Genomic DNA, 21,219 nt, shown 5'->3' with positions numbered 1-21,219 from the left:
AAAACTCTCTTGGATTCTACCGCACTTTTTCCAGTTTTGCCAAATGTGCAATGAGCCATTTAATGCCTTGCGCTTGGAAGGCAATTTGGAGGCGAGTATTGTTATCTGATCCTTCGACATTAATGACGGTGCCAAAACCGAATTTTTCATGTTTGACTTTTTGACCCATTTTCCATTCATTTTCGACCGCACTTGTATTAGACAATGAACCGACTTTTGCTAGATTCATTGCGCGCGTGACAGTTCCTCGTAAACGAATTTCTTGGATACATTCTCTAGGTAATTCGGCGATAAAACGTGATGGTAAATGGCGTTCTTCTTTGGCATATAATCGACGGCTTTCCGCATAAGAGATGGTCAGTTTTTTCTTCGCGCGAGTAATACCGACGTAAGCTAAACGACGTTCTTCTTCTAAACGCCCAGGTTCTTCAAAAGAACGGAAACTTGGGAATAAACCTTCTTCTACGCCAACCATAAATACACGAGGAAATTCCAAGCCTTTAGCGGAGTGTAATGTCATCATTTCTACACAAGATTGATGCGGAGAGGCTTGTTCTTCACCAGCTTCTAAAGAGGCGTGAGTTAAAAAGGCGGTAAGCTCAGTCATATCTTCTGCATCATCAGGTTTGATGAATTCACGGGTTGCGGTAACCAATTCTTCCAAGTTTTCAATACGGACTTCGCCTTTTTCACCTTTTTCTTGTTTATACATTTCATATAAACCCGAATGTTTAATCACAAAATCAGTTTGTGCGAAAAGCGGCATTTCTGCGGTATCACGTTGTAGTGAATTAATTAATTCTTGGAAACGCAATAATGCTGTTGAGGCTCGCCCTGCCAACATATTTTCTTGTGTCCCGATTTGTACTGCTTGCCATAAGGTAATTTGACGTTCGCGTGTTAAGTTGCGCAATATATCTAAAGTGCGGTCACCAATACCACGGGTTGGCGTATTAATTACACGCTCAAAAGCAGCATCATCTTGACGATTATTAATTAAACGAAGATAGGCTAAAGCATCTTTAATTTCTTGACGTTCGAAGAAACGCATACCGCCATAAATACGATATGGAATTTGACAACGAATTAAGGCTTCTTCAATAACGCGTGATTGGCTATTACTACGATAAAGTACAGCACAATCATCAAGTTTTCCACCATGTTCTACCCAATCCTGAATTTGTGAAGCAACGAATTTTGCTTCGTCCAATTCATTAAAGGCGGCATAGATGCCCACAGGATCGCCTTTTTCACCCTCTGTCCATAAATTTTTACCAAGACGATCAGTATTGTTTGCAATTAATTCATTTGCGCTGTTTAGGATATTGGCGGTAGAACGATAGTTTTGTTCAAGGCGGATTGTTTCGGCTTTGAAATCTTTCAAGAATTTTTGAATATTTTCGATTTGTGCGCCACGCCAACCGTATATAGATTGATCGTCATCGCCTACTATCATGACTTTGCCCGTTTCTCCAGCAAGAATTTTAATCCACTTATATTGAATTTTATTGGTGTCTTGAAATTCATCCACCAAAATATGCTGAAAACGTTGTTGATAACGTTGCAGAATTAATGGTTTTTTCTCAAATAATTCATAGGCCCGAATTAATAATTCAGCAAAATCGACCAATCCTGCACGATCGCAAGTGTCTTGATAGATCTTATAAATTTTAATCCATTCACGCTCTTGACGATCATTAAAATCTTCAATGTCGTTTGGTCGCAAGCCTTCATCTTTTTTGTTATTGATGTACCAACAAGCCTGTTTCGGCGGAAAAGCTTTCTCATCAAAATTATGTAATTTTAATAACCGTTTAATTAAACGAAGTTGATCTTCTGAATCCAAAATTTGGAAATCTTGTGGCAATCCTACATCTAAATGATGAGCTCGCAATAAACGATGGGCAATGCTGTGAAAGGTGCCAATCCACATACCAAATAATTGATGTTGTGCGTGTTTAGCAAGGGTAGCTTGAATACGATGACGCATTTCTGCTGCTGCTTTATTGGTAAACGTTACTGCCATAATGCTGCCTTCAGAAATATTTTCTACCGCAATTAACCAAGCGATACGGTGTGTCAATACACGCGTTTTGCCAGAGCCTGCACCTGATAGCACTAAGTGATTACCAAGAGGAGCAGCTACGGCTTCGCGTTGTTTATCGTTAAGTCCGTCAAGTAATTCAGAAATATCCATAACAATTAAACTGTTCAAATTTACAGTTATTATAATCCTATTTCTCTTTTGAAACAATAAGATTTGTAGGTATATCAAAAGTAGGGTAAAACATTTTCGAATAATATTAAGCAGGATTATCTATATCCTTAAACTCAACATCAAAACCATATGCTTTAGAAAGCCATTCTCCTAATATTTTTATACCATAGCGTTCTGTTGCGTGATGACCAGCAGCAAAAAAATGAATGCCCTGTTCACGTGCAGAATGAATAGTTTGCTCAGATACTTCACCTGTAACAAATGCATCACAGCCTTGCGCAGCAGCAAGATCAATATAACCTTGTCCTCCTCCTGTACAAATTCCTACTTTTCGAATCAGGCACGGACCATTTTCAATACAAATTAATGGCTTTCTATTCAAAACTTTTTCTATTTTCTCTGCAAATTCTTCTCCCGTCATAGGGGATCGCAATTCCCCCCAAACAGGAATGCTCATCGGCGGCTTTTCTAGTGGGTGTAACTGTTCAATACCAAGTAATTCTGCTAACTGGGCGTTATTTCCTAATTCAGAATGAATATCTAATGGTAAATGATAGCTATATAAATTTATATCATTCACAAGCAAACTTTTTATTCGTTTACCTTTCATTCCTCGAATACAAGGATTTTCGCTTTTCCAAAAATAGCCATGATGAACAATAATAGCATCAGCATCTTGCTCAATGGCATAATTAATCAATGCTTGACTTGCTGTAACTCCTGTAATGATTTTATGAACATTTGCTTTGCCTTCTACTTGCAAACCATTTGGCGCATAGTCAGTGATTTTTTCAGAATTAAGTTTTAGGTTAAGAAGTTGCTCAAGTTCAATGTTATTCATAATTAATATAAATAGGAAAAAGATAAGATATGGTACAAAATTCCAAAAAAAATGGCTAGCACAAAGGAGTGGGGGAAGTGTGCTAGCCAGGTTTGATTATGATTACTATCTAAAACAGGAATCATTATATACTAAATTATATATCGATCAATAAAAAAATAATATTTCTTTCTATTACTCAATACCAATCAATTTATGTGTTTGTAAACTTAGCTGCCATTTAGGTTTATTTGGGCGTTGATTCAACTGACCAAGTAAAGTGATAGTCTCAAGTAAATTCATTTCCCCCGCAATTTCACAAGGTGAAAGATAGTAATTCTCTGCTTTTATTTTTTTCTCAATCAATTCACAAAATGATGATACATTACCATCCATGACAATACGTACTTCATTTGCAAATGGAATACAGCGCTTTTCATACTTATGCGCATAAAGGCTCTTAGGACTCGCCGCAATATAATCTATTTGAGCAGGAACTGTCTTTAGACCATTAGTTTCAATTGCAAGAAAATAGCCATCTGCTTTAAATTGCTCAAGTAAGTATTCAATTTTTGGCACAATTGTTGGCTCACCACCAGTGATGATAATATTTCTTGATGGAAAGGACCGCACTTTTTCCAAAATCTGTGATGCAGACCAGCGTTTAAAATCATTATAAGGCGTATCACACCAAGGACAGTCCAGATTACATTTACCAAATCGAACAAAAATACTTGGCATTCCCGTATTGAACCCTTCTCCTTGCAGACTTTCAAAAATCTCAACTATATTAAAGTACGGTTCAAACTCATGATATTTTTCCACCAACACTTACTCCTGATACTCACAAAACGAAGTTGGAGTTTCCCATAAACGAATGGCTGATATAGCCAGTTGTTCATCATGTTTTAAACGATTAAAAATAAAACGAGCCATTTCTTCTGCCGTTGTTCTAAAAGGAACACCAAAGGTTTTTGAGTTTAACTCTTGCAATAGCGCGGCAATTTGACTTTCTCGCTCACTGGTTTGATCATAAATAAATGCATGATCCATCGGATCTAAAATAGTTTTTTTCACAATAGACTTTAGATCTGAAAAATCAATGACCATTGCTTTTTTTGCACCAGACTCATATAAATCACCCGAAATTTCAACTTGTAATTTATATGTGTGTCCATGTAAATTTTGACATTTCCCATCATGCCCATCTAATAAATGAGCCATATCAAAGCTAAATTCTTTGGAAATTTTAAACATTTTTTCCACCTTTCTGAGCCAAATACTCCTTCAGACCTTTACCGCGTAAAATACAACTTGGGCATTGACTACATCCTCCATCTACACCTTCATAACAAGTATGAGTATAGTTACGCACATAGTCTAGCACTCCTAATTCATCAGCAAGTTGCCAAGTCTGTGCTTTGGTGAGATACATTAATGGCGTTTTGATGTTAAATTGATAATCCATTGCAAGATTTAATGTGACATTCATAGACTTTATAAACACGTCTCGACAATCAGGATAACCACTAAAATCCGTTTCACAAACACCGGTAATAATATCCTGAATACCCTGTCCCTTGGCATAAATTGCAGCATAAAGCAAAAACAATGCATTACGGCCATCAACAAAAGTATTGGGTAATTTATTGTCTTTTTGTTCAATATGCATGTTCTCATCCATTAAAGCATTGTGAGTGATAGCTTTAATAACAGAAGTATCAATAAATGTTTGTTTCACGCCTAAATCTTGTGCAATCCATTTTGCTTTTTCTAATTCAATTGAATGACGTTGTCCATACTGAAATGTCATAGTTTCAACATTTTCTTTGCCATATTCAGCAATAGCTTGAAACAAACAGGTGGTGGAGTCTTGCCCACCAGAAAAGATAACAATCGCTTTACGATTATAATTTGGATTGGAAATATTCATATTTTACCTAGTTTTTTTATGTAGGAGGTTTGCGAACTACGAATTGAGGGCGAGCATTCTAGTGCTAAATAAGATCTTTTACAATAAAAATGACTACCTAATTGAGTAGCCATTTAAATATTTACTTCCAAATACGATAATCTAATACTCTCTTACTTAACTCTGGATAATTACTGATATTAAATTCAGGTGTTTTTCCAGATCTAAGTTGACATTGATAGTCTTTCATTAATTTCCATACAATAGGAGAAAGCATTAAAATAGCCACTAAATTAATAATAGCCATCACCGCCATCACAGTATCCGCAAAACTCCAAACAACATTTCCTGATCGCACTGCACCAAAATAAACGAAAAAGAGTACCATTAATCGGAATAAAAAAATAAACCAAGGTTTATTCTTAATAAAACGAATATTACTCTCCGCATAGGCATAGTTCCCAATAATGGAAGAATAAGCAAATAACAATAAAATAAAAGCAAGAAAATGCACGCCAAATTCACCGACATGATATTGTAATGCCGTTTGCGTAAGAGAAATACTTTTAAGTGTTTCATTACCATAATTATTGGAAAGCAAAATAATAATTGCCGTACAAGTACAAACAATCATGGTATCAACAAACACTCCCAGCATTTGAACTAATCCTTGACTAACTGGGTGTTTTACATGGGCTGCGGCTGCAGCATTTGGTGCCGATCCCATTCCTGCTTCGTTCGAAAATAACCCACGTTTAATCCCCATCATCATAGCTTTTGACACTAATGCTCCAAACATGCCTCCTGCTGCAGCATCAAAATTAAATGCACTTTTAATAATATTACTTAAAACACTGGGAATCATTTCTGTATGCATTCCCAAAATGATCACAGCCATAATGAGATAAAAAAGTGCCATCATTGGGACTAAGCTACTTGAAATTACTGCAATACGCTTAATTCCACCAAAAATAATAAGCGCAGTTAAAATCACTAATGCAAGACCAACGTATTCACCTTGCCAATTCCAAGCATTTTGAGTTGCTTCAACAATAGAATTAGCCTGAACAGAATTAAATGCGAAACCGAAGGTAAAAATTAATGCCACGGCAAATGAGACTGCCATGCAACGTGATTGTAATCCTTGAATAATGTAGTATGCGGGGCCACCGCGAAATGAGCCATCTTTATCTTGAACTTTAAATAATTGTGCCAAGGTTGATTCAGCAAAAGCACTTGACATACCAATAAATGCAGTCACCCACATCCAGAATACTGCACCTTCTCCACCCAATGCAATAGCCGTTGCTACCCCACCAATATTGCCTACTCCTACACGGCTAGCTAATCCTGTAGCAAAGGCTTGAAATGGTGTAAGAGAATTCCCCTCGGTTGCTCTACCAAACCACATTTCTCGAATACTTGCTGGGAAAAGGCGAAACTGTACAAATCCAGTTGTTATAGTAAAAAACAATCCTGTACCTAATAAAATAATAATAGTGATATCCCATAAAGGAGCATCAATGTGTGAAACAATCCAACTTAATGCTAGTTCCAAAATTTTAGAAAATTCAAACTCCATAAAACCCCCTCAAAAAGTAAAAATCTAATTATATGAATTCAAGGTATAATTTCGATAATTTTTAAGCGACCCAACAAAAAAAACAGCAATAACAAAGAAAAAATCTAATAAATGAGAAATATTTTAGATATTTTCAAAAATCAAAATTGAAGTTAACGTTTATAATTTAAAAATTGAATTAAACTATCCACCTCATCTTTCCAGTTCTTATTCATTAATTCAATCCATTTCTCAATAATAATCTTATTAGAAACCTGAGCTGCCTTTTCTAAATCTTCAGCCAACTTATGTAATTGAATGAGTCCTACCGATGCTGCAGCTCCTTTAATTTTATGAGCAAAGGATTCCGTTTCTTTTAAATTATTAACTGATAGTTTAGACAAATAGGTGGGCATTACTTGTTTAAAAATATCTAAATTAGCCAAAACTTGTGCTTTACCTAAAGTTTCAATGAGATCCAAATCAAATACTTCTGTATTATCATTTTCTTGTATTTTTACAATAGAATGAGATTCATCTGAGAAAAAGTATTGCAGACAATGCTGTAAGTCTTTAATTAAAATAGGTTTACGCAATACACCATCCATCCCCATTTCAAGATAGTCTTTCTCACTATGCATCACATTAGCCGTGAATGCGATCATCGGTGGTAAAAAATCATAAATCCCTTCTTCATAATTTTTTCGTAAATATTGCGCAATATCAAACCCCGTCATATCTGGCAATTTAATATCAAGCAATAGTAAATCATAGGAGTTTTTTTCAAATAGTGCGATGGCTTGCTGACCATTTATCGCCACATCTACCCGATGCCCTAACTTCTCTAGAATTGTTTTTGCAACAATAACATTGAGTTCAACATCTTCAACTAAAAGAATATGTAAATGAGGAATAACTTGATGATTAATTGTGTTAATTTGCGTTTCTTCCGCCTGAATAGATAAATAGAATGTTGATCCCTTTCCTAATTCACTTTCAACTATCAAATCCCCCCGCATTAATCTAGCAAGATTTTTAGATATTGCTAACCCAATACCACTGCCCGCACTTTGCTGACGACTCTCTTTTACTTGGTAATAAAGTTCAAAAATACGAGACTGCTCTTTTGGTGCGATCCCCATTCCTGTATCAATCACATTAAAATAATAATAATCTTTTTCCCTACTTACTTTTAATGTAATTTCCCCATGTTCAGTAAATTTCACTGCATTACTAATTAAATTCCATAAAATCTGGCTTAAACGAACACGATCTAAGGTTAAATAATTAGGTAAACCCGGCTCTGTAATCAAATGAAAGGTAAGATGTTTTTGCTTTGCTAAAAAACTAGCGAAATTATAAATATCATTCAATAATGCAGGAAAATCTGTTGGTTGTAGATTTAACTCTATCCGGCTTGCATCAATTTTCTCTAAATCAATAATATCACTAAAAATATACCCTAAGCTTACCGCACTTATATTGATCGTTTTCAAATAATTGCGTTGTTTATCATCTAATTTATCATCAAGTAAAATTTGGCTTAAACCCACAATACCATTTAATGGTGTACGCAACTCATGGCTAATAGTAGCAAGTAAAGTGCTTTTATCTCTATTATGTTTTTCTAATTTTTCTAGCGCATCGGAAAGTTTTTGCTGAGCAATGATTCGCTCATTTACTTCCTTTTCTAATCGATTAACAGAACAAGATAGCTCTAAACGTGAACGTTCCAATCTTTCAACAAGCAACGTAAAAAAATAAATCACAAAGGGTGCAGTGAGCAATCCAAATGTAACTGATCGAATAATATCGCCCCAAGAGATAGTATGCACAATAAAAAAACTAAATAAAATTTGGGTACATAGTGCAAAAATAGCCAAAATCGTTACGCCTAATAAAGAAAAACGAATTCGTCCTAAACGAATGACCCAATCAACGTAACGCTGTGCAAAATGCTTTATATTTTTCATTATTAGCCCTCTTTAAAATCATCCGAACTATAAGAATCTAAATCATCCAATGTATTAAAATTCTCGAAATGCCCTTCTTCTTTCGTAAATTTTACTGAAATTCCATCATTTTCTTTCATAAACTGTAAAAGACGTCGTTCACCCGATGCTAAGTAGTGTCGCAATTTTTCTTTTAGCTGAACGGACATCAAACAAAAAACGGGATGTTCACGTTCTTCATCGCAAGCATAGGCAATTAAAGTGCGGTTATTTTTAACCGCACTTTTAAGTTTATCTAAAAGATTCGTAGGGAAAAAAGGCGTATCACAAGGTGTAAAAAGGATAAAGTCACTTTTTGTCTTTTCTAGGGCTGTTAGCATGCCACTTAATGGCCCTTGAAAATCGGGTAGTTCATCGGAAAAAACAGGAAAACCAAATTTTGCATATTCTGTTTGATTTCGGTTAGCGTTAATCGAAATATCATGAACTTGTGGTTGCAAGCGATGAATAACATGTTGAATTAAAGATTGTTTACCTAAAATCTGTAACCCTTTATCTTGCCCGCCCATTCTGCGTGCTTTACCACCAGCCAAAATTACCGTGCTTATTGTGCTCGTCATATTTTAATCTATCGTTATTTCAAGTATCATTTGCCTATTTTTTACGATTAAAAAGGAAATAGCAATGAAATGTAAGCGTTTAAATGAAGTTTTGGAACTTTTACAGCCTTATTGGTCTAAAGACCCGGATTTGAGCTTAATGGAAATTTTGCAAAAAATTGCCAATGAATCAGGTTTCCAAAAGCCATTAAATGAATTAACTGATGAAGTGATTATTTATCAGTTAAAAATGGATGGTACAGATAAACATGAGCCAATTCCTGGTCTCAAAAAAGATTACGAAGAAGATTTTAAAACCGCATTGCTCCGTGCTCGCGGTATCATTAAATAAGAAGGAAAGCAAATGAAAAAAGTATTACTTGCGTTAGGTTTAGGTATCAGCATGCTTGTGTCTGTAAATAGTTTTGCCGCAGATTTACAAGAAGGCAAACAATATGTTCAAGTGAGCCAACAGGCTTCACAACAAAAAGAAGTGATTGAGTTTTTCTCATTCTACTGCCCGCATTGTTACGCCTTTGAAATGGAATATAAAATTCCACAACAAGTCGCAGATGCTTTACCAAAAGACGTGAAATTTAAACAATATCATGTGAATTTCTTGGGGCGCCAGTCTGAAAACTTAACGCGTGCTTGGGCGTTAGCAATGGCATTAGGTACTGAAAGCAAAGTAAAGGCACCATTGTTTGAAGCGGCTCAAAAGGATGCCTTGAAATCAATGGATGATATTCGAACTATTTTCTTATCGAATGGTGTAACCGCCGAGCAATTTGATGGTGGAATTAATAGTTTTGCAGTGAATGGTTTAGTCAATAAACAAGTAAACGCCGCAGAACAATTTAAAGTGCGTGGCGTACCTGATTTTTATGTAAATGGTAAATTCCGTGTAAACCCTGAAGGTTTAAATTACGATGATTTCGTGAAAGATTATGTGCAAACCGTAAAAGGTTTATTGCAAAAATAACGAAAAATTGGTTTAATGCCTGCCCTATTTTGTAAATATTAATGAAAGAAGAGAGAATATTATGGCTGCAAGTTTTAGCGTAACGCGTCGTTTCTTTGACGACAAAAACTACCCACGTGGTTTTTCCCGTCACGGTGATTACACAATCAAAGAATCACAGGTGCTTGAGCAATATGGTCAAGCGTTCAAAGCATTAGACTTAGGGGAACGTGAGCCAGTGACTAAAGAAGAAAAAGATTTCGTCGCGTTTTGCCGTGGTGAGCGCGCAGCAGAGACTTTCTTTGAAAAAACTTGGAATAAATATCGTACTCGTATTAATACTAAAAAACGTGTTTACACCTTATCTGGTGATGTGAGTGAAGCTGCCTCTGGCGGTGAAGATTATTCCGGCGAATAAGATATGTTGAACAAGGCAGGCGGAAGTCTGCCTTTTGTTTTTGAATAGCTTGTGAAATCACGCGTAATTCACAGCTGATAACTTTATTCTCCTATCTTTGTATGAACGATTCGTCTTCATACGCCCTATGAATACTAATTTCTATGCAATTACCGATTTCTCAATACAACGAACTGCTACAAAAAAAACTTGAAAAATTAACCGCACTTTTGCGCCCTTTCAATGCGCCTGATATTCAAGTTTTTGACTCTCCAACAAGTCATTATCGTATGCGTGCGGAATTTCGTATTTGGCACGAGCAAGATGATTTTTACCATATTATGTTTGATCAAGCGACGTTGCAGCGTTACCGCGTGGATGAGTTTCCAATCGCCAGCACGCTGATTAATCGCATGATGCAAACCTTATTACCTTTGTTAAAACAACAAGAGGTGCTACACAAAAAATTATTCCAAATTGATTACCTTAGCACCTTGAGTAATAAGATTATTGTGAGCTTGCTTTATCATAAAACACTCACTGAAGAATGGGAAAGTGCGGCTAAAAATCTGAAAGATTTACTCGAAAAGCAAGATTTTGATGTGCAAATAATCGGACGTGCAAGTAAACAAAAAATTTGTTTTGAGCAAGATTATGTGGATGAGGTTTTACCTGTGAATGGCAGAAATTATGTCTATCGTCAAGTCGAGAATAGTTTTACGCAGCCAAACGCAACGGTAAACTGCAAAATGCTTGAATGGGCAATTGATTGCACCCAAAATAGCGAAGGTGATTTATTAGAACTTTACTGTGGAAACGGTAATTTTTCTATCGCACTTGCACAAAATTTCCGTAAGGTATTAGCAACAGAAATCGCGAAACCTTCCGTAGCCGCCGCACAATTTAATATTGCTGAAAATAAAGTCGATAATTTACAAATTATCCGTATGTCAGCAGAAGAATTTACGCAGGCTATGAATGGGGTTCGAGCCTTTAACCGCTTGAAAGGGATTGATTTGAAAGCTTACGAGTGCAATACCATTTTTATTGATCCACCTCGCGCTGGGCTTGATCCTGATACAGTGAAACTTGTACAAAATTACGATCGCATTTTGTATATTTCCTGTAATCCACATACGCTGTGCGATAATCTTGTTGAACTTTCAAAAACGCACCGTATTGAAAAAGCAGCGTTATTTGATCAATTCCCTTACACTGACCACATGGAAAGCGGCGTATGGCTCATTCGCAAGTAGGTATTCAACTAATTTCTGAATCTTCAGAAAAAACATTAGCAGAATTGACCGCACTTTGTGCTGAACATAACATTATTCATGATGAACAAAGCCCACTTGCGCTTGTTCAAACCGATGAACGTTTAGAGCTTCGTAAATTAGACGAACCTAAACTCGGAGCAGTTTATGTTGATTTTGTTGGTGGCACAATGGCTCACCGTCGTAAGTTCGGTGGTGGACGTGGAGAAGCCGTAGCGAAAGCAGTAGGGATTAAAGGTTCGGAATTGCCAACAGTTATTGATGCCACAGCAGGTCTAGGACGAGATGCCTTTGTGCTGGCGTCGATTGGCTGCCAAGTTCGTTTAGTAGAGCGTCATCCTGTTGTTTTTTTACTTCTGCAAGATGGTTTAAATCGTGCTTATCAAGATGAGGAAATCGGCGAGATGTTGCAACAAAATTTGCGCTTGCTGAATGTTCAGCATATTAATGAACTTGATCCTAATAGCGATTATGCCGATGTGGTTTATCTCGACCCAATGTATCCGCATAAACAAAAATCTGCGTTAGTAAAAAAAGAAATGCGTGTATTTCAGCATTTAGTCGGGGCTGATTTAGATGCCGATGAATTACTTTTACCTGCACTACGATTAACTAAAAAACGTGTGGTCGTTAAGCGTCCTGACTATGCAGAATTTCTTGGTGGAAAACAACCGCACTTTAGCCGTGAAACGAAAAATCATCGCTTTGATATTTATATGGGAGCATCCCAATGCTAAGAGAAAGTGCCGTTGTTATTAGCTATGAAAATGGCATTGCCAAAGTGAAATGCCAATCCCAAAGTGCCTGTGGCCAATGCGCAGCTAAAAACAGTTGTGGAACATCAAGCCTTTCAGAATTAAACGGTAAACGTGGCGAGCATATTTTTAATGTGGAAACATTAATGCCATTACGCGAAGGTCAAATTGTTGAAATTGGATTAGAAGAAAAATCAATGCTACTTTCTGCCTTGTTAATGTATATTGTGCCACTTTTAACACTGGTATTAAGTACATTAATTTCTGATTATATTAGCCACAATGAAATTCTTCGTACAATATTAATATTTTTTTCCACCGCTATTTCATTTATCTTTGTGAAAATATATAGTAGAAATTTAGCACAAAAAACGGAGTTTCATCCAACTTTATTACGCGTTCTCTCATAAATAATATTTAATCTGTTAACTTCTGCAAACCAAAATGTCGATAAGTCTGTGATGTAGCAATTCGCCCACGTGGGGTACGTTGTAAAAAACCTTGCTGAATCAAATAAGGTTCCAAAACATCTTCAATGGTATCGCGTTCTTCACCAATTGCGGCAGCAAGATTATCCAGCCCTACTGGCCCGCCGTCAAAACGCTCAATAACTGCAGACAATAATTTTCTATCTAAATAATCAAATCCGGCATCGTCTACATCTAGCATTGAAAGTGCTTGTTTTGCCACATCTACAGAAATTACTCCCCCATTACGCACATCTGCATAATCACGCACGCGTCGTAATAAACGGTTTGCAATTCGAGGCGTGCCTCGTGAACGACGAGCCACCTCAAAAGCAGCTTGCTGTTCTAATTCAAGATTCAAAAACCCCGCACTTCTTGCAACGATAGATGTTAAATCTTCTACAGAGTAGAATTCCAAACGTTGCACAATACCAAAACGATCACGCAATGGTGAAGTCAAAGAACCCGCCCTAGTCGTCGCGCCAACCAAAGTAAAAGGTGGCAAATCTAATTTAATAGAACGAGCAGCAGGCCCCTCACCAATCATAATATCCAATTGATAGTCTTCCATTGCCGGATAAAGGACTTCTTCAATAGCAGGGGAAAGTCGATGAATTTCATCAATAAATAACACATCATGCGGTTCAAGATTAGTAAGCATTGCGGCTAAATCCCCCGCTTTTTCCAATACAGGTCCTGATGTCGTACGAATATTCACGCCCATTTCATTTGCTACAATATTAGCAAGCGTTGTTTTTCCCAAACCTGGAGGGCCAAAAATCAATAAATGATCTAAGGCATCTTGACGTAATTTGGCTGCCTTGATGAAAATATCCATTTGCTCGCGTACTTGCGGCTGCCCAACATAATCCGCTAATAATTTAGGACGAATAGCGCGGTCAATAACATCTTCATCAATCTTAGCTTGCCCGCTAATAATTCTATCTGCTTCAATCATGTCTCACCTACAGTGCGGCTTTTAAAGCTTCGCGAATAACTTGCTCGCTTGTTAAATCAGGTTTAGCTACTCGTTTCACCATTTTTTCTGCTTCTGAAGGTTTATAACCTAGAGCAATCAAGGCTGAAATAGCTTCATCAGATGAATTTTCTGCACGTGATTCAATAGATGGCGCTGATGGAATATGAGTACTTTCGACAAAGAAATCGCTTTGTTTTACGCCTTTGAATTTACCTTTGAGTTCAACTAACAAACGTTCGGCTGTTTTTTTGCCAACACCAGGAATTTTGGTGAGTTTAGAAAGCTCTTCTCTCTCTATCGCATAAGCAAATTGTTCGACCGACATGGCTGATAAAATCGCTAAGGCTAATTTAGGCCCCACCCCATTTGTTTTAATTAATTCACGAAATAAAGTACGGTCTGTTTTCTGGGCAAATCCAAAGAGTAAGTGAGCATCTTCCCGAACAACAAGATGGGTGAATAAAGTAGTTTCTTGACCAATTTCTGGTAAATCATAGAAACTCGTCATAGGCAAAAGCAATTCATAGCCTACGCCTTGCACATTAAGTAAAATTTCTGGAGGTTGTTTTTCTAAAAGAATGCCTTGTAAGCGACCGATCATAATTCTTCCGAATGATAAAAAACTTAACGCATAGAATAAAATAAAACTGGACGAACATCCAGTTAAATTTTTAATCTAAAGCGTCCTCGGCTATATCTGGTCTTTAAAAGTGCGGTCATTTTTTCTTGCGTTTCTGTCATTTTCACAGAATTAGCAATATGTAAAGAATGTTGAATAGAATGAGCATGTGTAATTGCGATAGCCAACGCATCCGCGGCATCGGCTTGAGGTTTATCTGACAATTTCAAAATACGAGTCACCATTTCTTGCACTTGTATTTTATCTGCGGAACCAATACCCACCACTGTTTGTTTTACTAAACGTGCGGCATATTCAAAAACAGGTAAATCATGATTTACCGCTGCAACAATCGCCGTGCCGCGAGCCTGCCCGAGTTTCAAAGCTGAATCCGCATTCTTCGCCATAAACACTTGCTCAATTGCAAACATATCAGGTTGAAATTGCGTGATAATTTCAGTTACTCCAGCATAAATGCGTTTCAAACGGGTTGGTAAATCTTCAACTTGAGTACGAATTGCGCCACTACCGAGATATTCCAAATGTCTTCCTATTTGACGAATCACACCATAACCTGTCACACGAGAGCCGGGATCAATGCCTAAAATAATACTCATAAGAATAAAAATAAACGGCTAACCTATTAACATTAGCCGTTTTATTTTTTTATTATTTGTTTGCTTTTGCTGTAGCTTTTACATTAACATCGCAATTCTTTACTAGAATTTTGTCTGATTTTTCACCTTTTTCTAAAAGATTTACAGGCACTACAGAATCAAATTTATTTAACGTTAAACCACTATCTACGTTCCAAACATATTTGCCTGAAGTAAATGAAGTAAAATCTTTTTGCGCTGTATCACGAGAAAAATCTTTCGCGATAACTTTGTTACCAACCATCACCATTGCAGCTGTGGCTTCCTGATTCTCAAATTGATAAACTGCCGTAACCGTTTTTTTATTACAAGAATAAACAACTGTTTTATCTGTTACGGTTGGCATTGCAGCTTGGGCTGGTTTTGATTCCATTTTTACTGTTTCACTTGCACAAGCGGATAATACAACAAACGCAGCCATTACGGGCAATACTTTCACTAATTTCATTATTATCTCCTTAAAATTACAGCTGAGCTGCAATTTCATCACTAATTTCACCGTTGTGATATACGTTTTGTACATCATCACAGTCTTCTAACATATCAATTAAACGCAACAATTTAGGCGCAGTTTCAAGATCAAGATCGACAGTAGTTGATGGAATCATTGTCACTTCAGCTTCTTGAACTTTAAAGCCAGCTGCTTCAATACCATCACGCACCGAACCTAAATCTTCCCAAGCGGTGTAAATTTCAAATGAACCATCATCTTGGGGTTGAATATCATCAGCACCTGCTTCAATTGCCGCTTCAGTTAACGCATCTTCGTCTGCTTCAGTAATTAGAATTAAACCTTTTTTACTAAACAAATAACCAACCGATCCCTCAGTCCCTAAATTACCACCACATTTAGTGAAACTTGGGCGAACTTGTGAGATCGTACGGTTTGCGTTATCACTTAGACACTCAACCATCACAGCAGTTCCACCTGGACCATAACCTTCATAAATTTTGGTTTCCATATTAGTGTCATCGCCACCACCTACACCACGATCAATGGCGCGGTTGATAGTATCACGCGTCATATTATTGCTAAGCGCTTTATCAACTGCTGCACGTAAACGCGGGTTAGCACTCACATCGCCACCACCAATTTTAGCTGCAGTAACAAGTTCACGAATTAATTTAGTAAAAATTTTACCGCGTTGTGCATCTTGTGCTGCTTTGCGGTGTTTAATATTAGCCCACTTACTATGGCCTGCCATGTTGTTTTCCTTCTATTTAACTTTAAGAATATATTTTCTAATTGCTTCCGCATTATTGGAAGATTTCGTCATTTGGATCGCTTGTTCAGGTGAAACCCATTGATACGCCAAATGCTCACTTAATATCGGTTCAAATTCCTGCTCAACTGCCAATAAAAACCAATGTTCATGACATTGAGTCACATTCGGTGCGTATTTATATCGGAAATGTGGAAAAATTTCAAATTCTATGCTCTCTTTGCAATCAAAAAGTGCGGTGGAATTTTCTTCCATTTTTAATCCGACTTCTTCCCAAACTTCTCGAATCGCAGTTGCTCTTGGTGTTTCATTCGCTTCCAATGTACCTGTGACAGATTGCCAAAAAGTGGAATCATCTTGACGTTGAAGCATAAGAACACGATTCGAGCTTTTCGCATAAATTACCACGAGAACCGATTGATTATTTTTATATTTCAAACTTATCATTTACATGATTGAGAATGGGCGCATCATACCTTTTCTATTAAAAACTTTCAAAAAAATTACCGCACTTTAAAACTAACGTGCGGTAATCATCTTAATTATTTTAGTTTAACCAGCCAACTTGTTGGACAATAAATAATCCTGCAAAGGCGGTTAAGTAGAATAAACCGATAAGAGATAACCATAACAACCCGCCTTTTACACTGTGTTTCGCATGCTTAGTCAGAGATAAATTTAACCAAGCAAAAATTGGTGCTGAAACAAATGAGGCAATCATTGCGAATTTCAACATCGGCCCAACGGCATTATTAAAGTAGAAAATAATCGCTAAACCAGACAATGCTGCCAAAATCATACCGATATTAAGAATTCTCACTGAGCTTTCTTGTTTACTGAATAAAATACGTAAAGATTCAACATTGGTACGCGAATAACCATCAATTACCGTGATTGTTGTACCAAACATACACATGAACGCAATCACCGCAATTAACAAACGCGCCCATTCACCGATAGTACTAGCATACATATTGATAAGTTGCGCAATATATTTTCCGCCCACCATCTCTACGGTTTCAGGCGAACCATATTGCACCAATGCACCAAGGGCTAAGAAAACAACGGCTAAAATGGCGGTACCGATGTAACCCACGTTGAAGTCAAATAAACCATCTTGATAAGACACTTTGGTTAAACGACGTTTTGCCACCACCCACATGGAATTAATTGCAGAGATTTCAATTGGTGCAGGCATCCAGCCCATTAACGCAACTAAAAAAGCTAATTTGCTTAATTCCCATGGAGAAGGCGCGACAAAATCAGGAGTGGCTACACCATTAATCCCGTTACGCATAAAAGCAATCACCACTGCGCTCACGGTTGTCACCGTTAAAGCAATCATGATGATTTTCGATAAACTATCTAATAGACGGTATTTCCCTAACAACAAAATGCCGGTTGTCACAAGAATCACTAATGAGCTTAACACGGGCATTGGGAGTGGAATTGGTATAATGAAGGTTAAAATTGCTGCTGTTAATAACCCTACTGCAGCAGTATTAATCACTGTTGCAAAAATGTTTAGAGCTAAGAATAACCAAAGATAGAATTTTCCTTTTTGGCGGTACCCCTCTAACAAAGTATTACCGGTATCTAGGGTATATTGAACACCGAAACGGAAGAAAGGATATTTAAATAAGTTAGCAAGAATAACAATACTCACTAATTCCCAACCATAGATCGCACCCGCTTGGGTTGATGCAATAATATGTGAACCACCGACAGCCGCAGATGCCATCACGATGCCAGGACCTAAGGCTGAGAATTTACTCGCCCATGTTGATTTTTCTACTGGAGTTGAAACTTCACTCATAAAATTTTCTCTTATAAATTGACCATAAACCGAAAAAGGCCTTATTTATAATAGAATTTTATCCTTGGGTAAAGTAGAAAAAGCCTAACAAAAAGGACAAATAAAAGAACAAAAATCTAATTATGGATATTTTTCAGAATATAATTTTAAAATAAATGACATTAAAGCATATTCATACCAGAAAAGTAATATGTTTAAGTGAATAAAATTTTTTCACCAAAATGCAAAAATGCGGCCAAATCTGACCGCACTTCATTCCTAATATTTCAAACTTATTCTGCTTTAACGACAGAAATTGCCAACTCTTCCAACGCTTGCGGATTCGCAAAACTCGGTGCTTCTGTCATCAAGCACGCTGCTGCGGTAGTTTTCGGGAATGCAATCACATCGCGGATATTTTCCGTGCCAGTTAAAAGCATGGTTAAACGGTCTAAACCGAATGCAAGACCTGCGTGTGGCGGTGTACCGAATTTTAACGCATCTAATAAGAAACCGAATTTTTCGCGCTGTTGTTCTTCGTCAATGCCAAGAATACGAAACACGGTTTGTTGCATTTTCGGATCAAAAATACGTACTGAACCACCACCCACTTCGTAGCCATTGATCACCATATCGTAAGCATTTGCTACCGCACTTGTCGGATCGGCTTCTAATTGCTCAGGGCTAAAATCTTTTGGCGACGTAAATGGATGGTGCATTGCTGCAAGATTACCCTCTTCATCGCGTTCAAACATTGGGAAATCAATCACCCAAAGTGGTTGCCACTCATCTAAACGAGTTAAGCCAAGATCACGACCTAATTTCAAACGTAACGCCCCCATTGCATCTGTCGTGGTTTGCCATTTGTCTGCACCAAAGAATAAGATATCGCCAGTTTGTGCATTCACACGTTCTGCTAATGCTTTCCATACATCTTCATTTAAGAATTTCGCAATCGGGCTTTGTACGCCTTCAAGACCCGCATTGATGTCGTTTACTTTCGCCCAAGCTAAACCTTTCGCACCATAAATACCAACAAATTGTGTATATTCATCAATTTGTTTACGGGTGATTTCTGTACCATTTGGAACTCGAATTACTGCAACACGGCCATTTGGATTGTTTGCTGGCTCATTAAATACTTTAAAATCAACGTCTTTTACGATATCAGCGACATCCACCATTTCTAATGGGTTACGTAAATCTGGCTTATCTGAACCGAAACGACGCATCGCTTCTTGCCAAGTCATCACTGGGAATTTACCTAAATCCACACCAATGGTATCAAGCCATAAGCCGTGAACCATACGTTCCATAATTTCGCGAACTTCTGGCGCAGTTAAGAAAGAGGTTTCCACATCGATTTGGGTAAATTCTGGTTGACGATCTGCACGTAAATCTTCATCACGGAAACATTTCACAATTTGATAATAACGATCAAAACCAGACATCATTAAAAGCTGTTTGAAAAGCTGTGGTGATTGCGGCAATGCATAGAATTTGCCTTTATGTACACGGCTTGGCACTAAATAGTCACGCGCACCTTCTGGCGTTGCTTTGGTAAGCATTGGGGTTTCAATATCAAGGAAACCATTGTCATCCATAAAACGACGCACAAAGCTGGTGATTTTTGCACGAGTTTTCAAACGTTGCGCCATTTCAGGGCGACGTAAATCTAAATAACGATATTTTAAACGTTGTTCTTCAGTATTGTTTTGGTTAAAGTCGAGAGGTAACACATCAGAAGCATTGTAAACACGTAATTCTTTTGCTAAAACTTCCACTTCGCCTGTTGCCATATTTTTATTGATTTGGTTTTCAGGACGCGCAATCACTTCACCTTTAATTTGGATACAGAATTCGTTACGTAAACCCGCAGCTGCAGTCAATGCATCTTGATATTTCGGATCAAAACAAACTTGCACGATACCATCACGATCGCGCATATCAATAAAAATTAAGCCACCTAAATCACGACGGCGGTGAACCCAACCGCTTAATGTGACGTCTTGTCCGATATTGTTACGGTTTAATGCTCCGCAATAATGTGTACGCATCATATTCAATTCCTTAACTCTCTATAAAAATGGAAAAATACCGCAGAATTATACGGAAAAAGGCGCGTCTTTTAAATCTTAAACGGAAATTTATTTGACCCCTTGAAAACTTTCCTTAAAATGACCGCACTTTTTAAATATTTTCTAATCTGTAGGGTGTGGAAAGTTGAAAAAACACACATCCCACACACAATGTAAACCATGAAAGATACTATTTTTTCCGCGCCCATTGAAAAACTCGGCGATTTTACCTTTGATGAAAACGTTGCCGAAGTCTTTCCAGACATGATTCAACGCTCCGTACCGGGCTATTCCAACATTATCACTGCAATCGGTATGCTGGCAGAACGTTTCGTTACTGCTGATAGTTATGTTTATGATCTTGGTTGCTCACGAGGGGCCGCCACACTTTCTGCACGTCGAAATATTCATCAACCAAACGTAAAAATTGTTGGCATCGATAATTCTCAACCTATGGTTGAACGTTGTCGTCAACATATTGCGGCATATCATAGTGAAGTACCTGTAGAAATTCTCTGTGACGATATTCGCCACATTGAGATTAAAAATGCCTCAATGGTCATTCTCAATTTTACCTTGCAATTTTTACCGCCAGAAGATCGCATCGCATTGCTTACTAAAATCTATGAAGGTTTAAATCCAAATGGCGTGCTCGTGTTATCAGAAAAATTCCGTTTCGAAGATGAAAAGGTAAATGAGCTACTGATTGATCTCCACCACCAATTCAAACGTGCTAATGGTTATAGCGAACTTGAAGTGAGTCAGAAACGCACCGCACTTGAAAATGTGATGCGTACAGATTCTATCGAGACACACAAAGTGCGGTTAAAAAACGTAGGATTTTCACAAGTAGAACTTTGGTTTCAATGCTTTAATTTTGGCTCAATGATTGCGGTTAAATAATTCATAACAAATTTATTTAATTCAACTTTTTTATGGCATAATGCCCGCAC

The 21,219-nt window shown here is 37.4% G+C and carries 23 protein-coding genes and 1 riboswitch; of the genes, 7 read left to right on the top strand and 16 right to left on the bottom strand.

The window, feature by feature from the left end; translation table 11 throughout:
- Window positions 1-16 precede the first annotated feature (16 nt).
- From uvrD to mobA, 8 genes are all read right to left on the bottom strand, one after another.
- Window positions 17-2,197, bottom strand: coding sequence for a DNA helicase II (gene uvrD / locus C3V42_RS06250; RefSeq protein WP_106014008.1), 2,181 nt, complete (start codon window positions 2,195-2,197; stop codon window positions 17-19).
- 106 nt (window positions 2,198-2,303) lie between these two features.
- Complete coding sequence (locus C3V42_RS06245) at window positions 2,304-3,059, bottom strand: Nif3-like dinuclear metal center hexameric protein (protein ID WP_106014007.1); 756 nt, start codon at window positions 3,057-3,059, stop codon at window positions 2,304-2,306.
- 174 nt (window positions 3,060-3,233) lie between these two features.
- Window positions 3,234-3,869 carry a 7-carboxy-7-deazaguanine synthase QueE gene (locus tag C3V42_RS06240; protein WP_106014006.1) on the bottom strand — a complete coding sequence of 212 codons (636 nt, stop codon included), beginning with the start codon at window positions 3,867-3,869 and terminating at the stop codon, window positions 3,234-3,236.
- Entirely contained in the window at window positions 3,870-4,295 is a 426-nt protein-coding gene (gene queD, locus C3V42_RS06235) for a 6-carboxytetrahydropterin synthase QueD (RefSeq protein ID WP_106014005.1), read from the bottom strand.
- Window positions 4,288-4,971, bottom strand: coding sequence for a 7-cyano-7-deazaguanine synthase QueC (queC, locus tag C3V42_RS06230; protein WP_106014004.1), 684 nt, complete (start codon window positions 4,969-4,971; stop codon window positions 4,288-4,290). Before queC ends, queD begins: the two co-directional genes overlap by 8 nt.
- A gap of 1 nt (window position 4,972) precedes the next feature.
- Window positions 4,973-5,017, bottom strand: a riboswitch (PreQ1 riboswitch).
- A 75-nt stretch (window positions 5,018-5,092) separates the two neighbouring features.
- Window positions 5,093-6,532: a sodium:alanine symporter family protein gene (locus C3V42_RS06225; RefSeq protein WP_106014003.1), complete on the bottom strand. Its 1,440-nt coding sequence runs from the start codon at window positions 6,530-6,532 to the stop codon at window positions 5,093-5,095.
- A gap of 152 nt (window positions 6,533-6,684) precedes the next feature.
- Window positions 6,685-8,484 carry an ATP-binding protein gene (locus tag C3V42_RS06220; protein ID WP_106014002.1) on the bottom strand — a complete coding sequence of 600 codons (1,800 nt, stop codon included), beginning with the start codon at window positions 8,482-8,484 and terminating at the stop codon, window positions 6,685-6,687.
- 2 nt (window positions 8,485-8,486) lie between these two features.
- Window positions 8,487-9,083, bottom strand: coding sequence for a molybdenum cofactor guanylyltransferase MobA (gene mobA, locus C3V42_RS06215; protein WP_106014001.1), 597 nt, complete (start codon window positions 9,081-9,083; stop codon window positions 8,487-8,489).
- 64 nt (window positions 9,084-9,147) lie between these two features.
- On the opposite strand from mobA, the gene C3V42_RS06210 reads away from it, so the two are divergent.
- From C3V42_RS06210 to C3V42_RS06185, 6 genes are all read left to right on the top strand, one after another.
- Complete coding sequence (locus C3V42_RS06210) at window positions 9,148-9,414, top strand: YihD family protein (RefSeq protein WP_005631120.1); 267 nt, start codon at window positions 9,148-9,150, stop codon at window positions 9,412-9,414.
- Window positions 9,415-9,426: 12 nt separating this feature from the next.
- A complete protein-coding gene (locus C3V42_RS06205) occupies window positions 9,427-10,044 on the top strand; it encodes a DsbA family protein (RefSeq protein WP_106014000.1) in 618 nt (205 codons plus the stop codon).
- Between the two features lie 61 nt (window positions 10,045-10,105).
- Window positions 10,106-10,441 (top strand): DUF413 domain-containing protein, encoded by a 336-nt coding sequence (locus C3V42_RS06200; RefSeq protein WP_106013999.1) that lies wholly within the window; start codon window positions 10,106-10,108, stop codon window positions 10,439-10,441.
- Window positions 10,442-10,584: 143 nt separating this feature from the next.
- On the top strand, window positions 10,585-11,676 hold the full coding sequence (trmA, locus tag C3V42_RS06195; protein WP_106013998.1) for a tRNA (uridine(54)-C5)-methyltransferase TrmA: 1,092 nt from the start codon (window positions 10,585-10,587) through the stop codon (window positions 11,674-11,676).
- Window positions 11,658-12,431 (top strand): class I SAM-dependent methyltransferase, encoded by a 774-nt coding sequence (locus C3V42_RS06190; RefSeq protein ID WP_106013997.1) that lies wholly within the window; start codon window positions 11,658-11,660, stop codon window positions 12,429-12,431. The genes trmA and C3V42_RS06190 overlap by 19 nt, the downstream gene beginning before the upstream one ends.
- A complete protein-coding gene (locus C3V42_RS06185; RefSeq protein WP_106013996.1) occupies window positions 12,425-12,859 on the top strand; it encodes a SoxR reducing system RseC family protein in 435 nt (144 codons plus the stop codon). The genes C3V42_RS06190 and C3V42_RS06185 overlap by 7 nt, the downstream gene beginning before the upstream one ends.
- Window positions 12,860-12,866: 7 nt before the next feature.
- On the opposite strand, the gene ruvB is transcribed toward C3V42_RS06185, so the two are convergent.
- From ruvB to aspS, 8 genes are all read right to left on the bottom strand, one after another.
- The gene (gene ruvB / locus C3V42_RS06180; RefSeq protein ID WP_106013995.1) at window positions 12,867-13,874 is read right to left on the bottom strand and encodes a Holliday junction branch migration DNA helicase RuvB; all 1,008 of its coding nucleotides are present in this window, start codon (window positions 13,872-13,874) and stop codon (window positions 12,867-12,869) included.
- 7 nt (window positions 13,875-13,881) lie between these two features.
- Window positions 13,882-14,496: a Holliday junction branch migration protein RuvA gene (gene ruvA / locus C3V42_RS06175; protein ID WP_046938633.1), complete on the bottom strand. Its 615-nt coding sequence runs from the start codon at window positions 14,494-14,496 to the stop codon at window positions 13,882-13,884.
- Between the two features lie 62 nt (window positions 14,497-14,558).
- A complete protein-coding gene (gene ruvC / locus C3V42_RS06170; RefSeq protein ID WP_106013994.1) occupies window positions 14,559-15,131 on the bottom strand; it encodes a crossover junction endodeoxyribonuclease RuvC in 573 nt (190 codons plus the stop codon).
- A gap of 52 nt (window positions 15,132-15,183) precedes the next feature.
- Complete coding sequence (locus C3V42_RS06165) at window positions 15,184-15,618, bottom strand: hypothetical protein (protein ID WP_106013993.1); 435 nt, start codon at window positions 15,616-15,618, stop codon at window positions 15,184-15,186.
- Window positions 15,619-15,634: 16 nt separating this feature from the next.
- Window positions 15,635-16,375 (bottom strand): YebC/PmpR family DNA-binding transcriptional regulator, encoded by a 741-nt coding sequence (locus tag C3V42_RS06160; RefSeq protein WP_048952842.1) that lies wholly within the window; start codon window positions 16,373-16,375, stop codon window positions 15,635-15,637.
- 12 nt (window positions 16,376-16,387) lie between these two features.
- Entirely contained in the window at window positions 16,388-16,840 is a 453-nt protein-coding gene (nudB, locus tag C3V42_RS06155) for a dihydroneopterin triphosphate diphosphatase (protein WP_106013992.1), read from the bottom strand.
- A gap of 100 nt (window positions 16,841-16,940) precedes the next feature.
- Complete coding sequence (locus C3V42_RS06150) at window positions 16,941-18,209, bottom strand: NRAMP family divalent metal transporter (RefSeq protein WP_106013991.1); 1,269 nt, start codon at window positions 18,207-18,209, stop codon at window positions 16,941-16,943.
- A gap of 272 nt (window positions 18,210-18,481) precedes the next feature.
- Window positions 18,482-20,248: an aspartate--tRNA ligase gene (gene aspS / locus C3V42_RS06145; RefSeq protein WP_106013990.1), complete on the bottom strand. Its 1,767-nt coding sequence runs from the start codon at window positions 20,246-20,248 to the stop codon at window positions 18,482-18,484.
- A 198-nt stretch (window positions 20,249-20,446) separates the two neighbouring features.
- Here aspS and cmoA point away from each other — a divergent pair, with 198 nt between their 5' ends.
- Window positions 20,447-21,169 (top strand): carboxy-S-adenosyl-L-methionine synthase CmoA, encoded by a 723-nt coding sequence (gene cmoA / locus C3V42_RS06140; protein ID WP_106013989.1) that lies wholly within the window; start codon window positions 20,447-20,449, stop codon window positions 21,167-21,169.
- The last annotated feature ends 50 nt before the right edge of the window (window positions 21,170-21,219 follow it).

The sequence above is a fragment of the Haemophilus sp. oral taxon 036 genome (assembly GCF_002998595.1).
Taxonomy (GTDB): Bacteria; Pseudomonadota; Gammaproteobacteria; order Enterobacterales; family Pasteurellaceae; genus Haemophilus; species Haemophilus haemolyticus_K.
The sequence above is the reverse complement of the archived record's forward strand: the minus strand, read 5'-3'. Positions and strand labels throughout refer to the sequence as shown.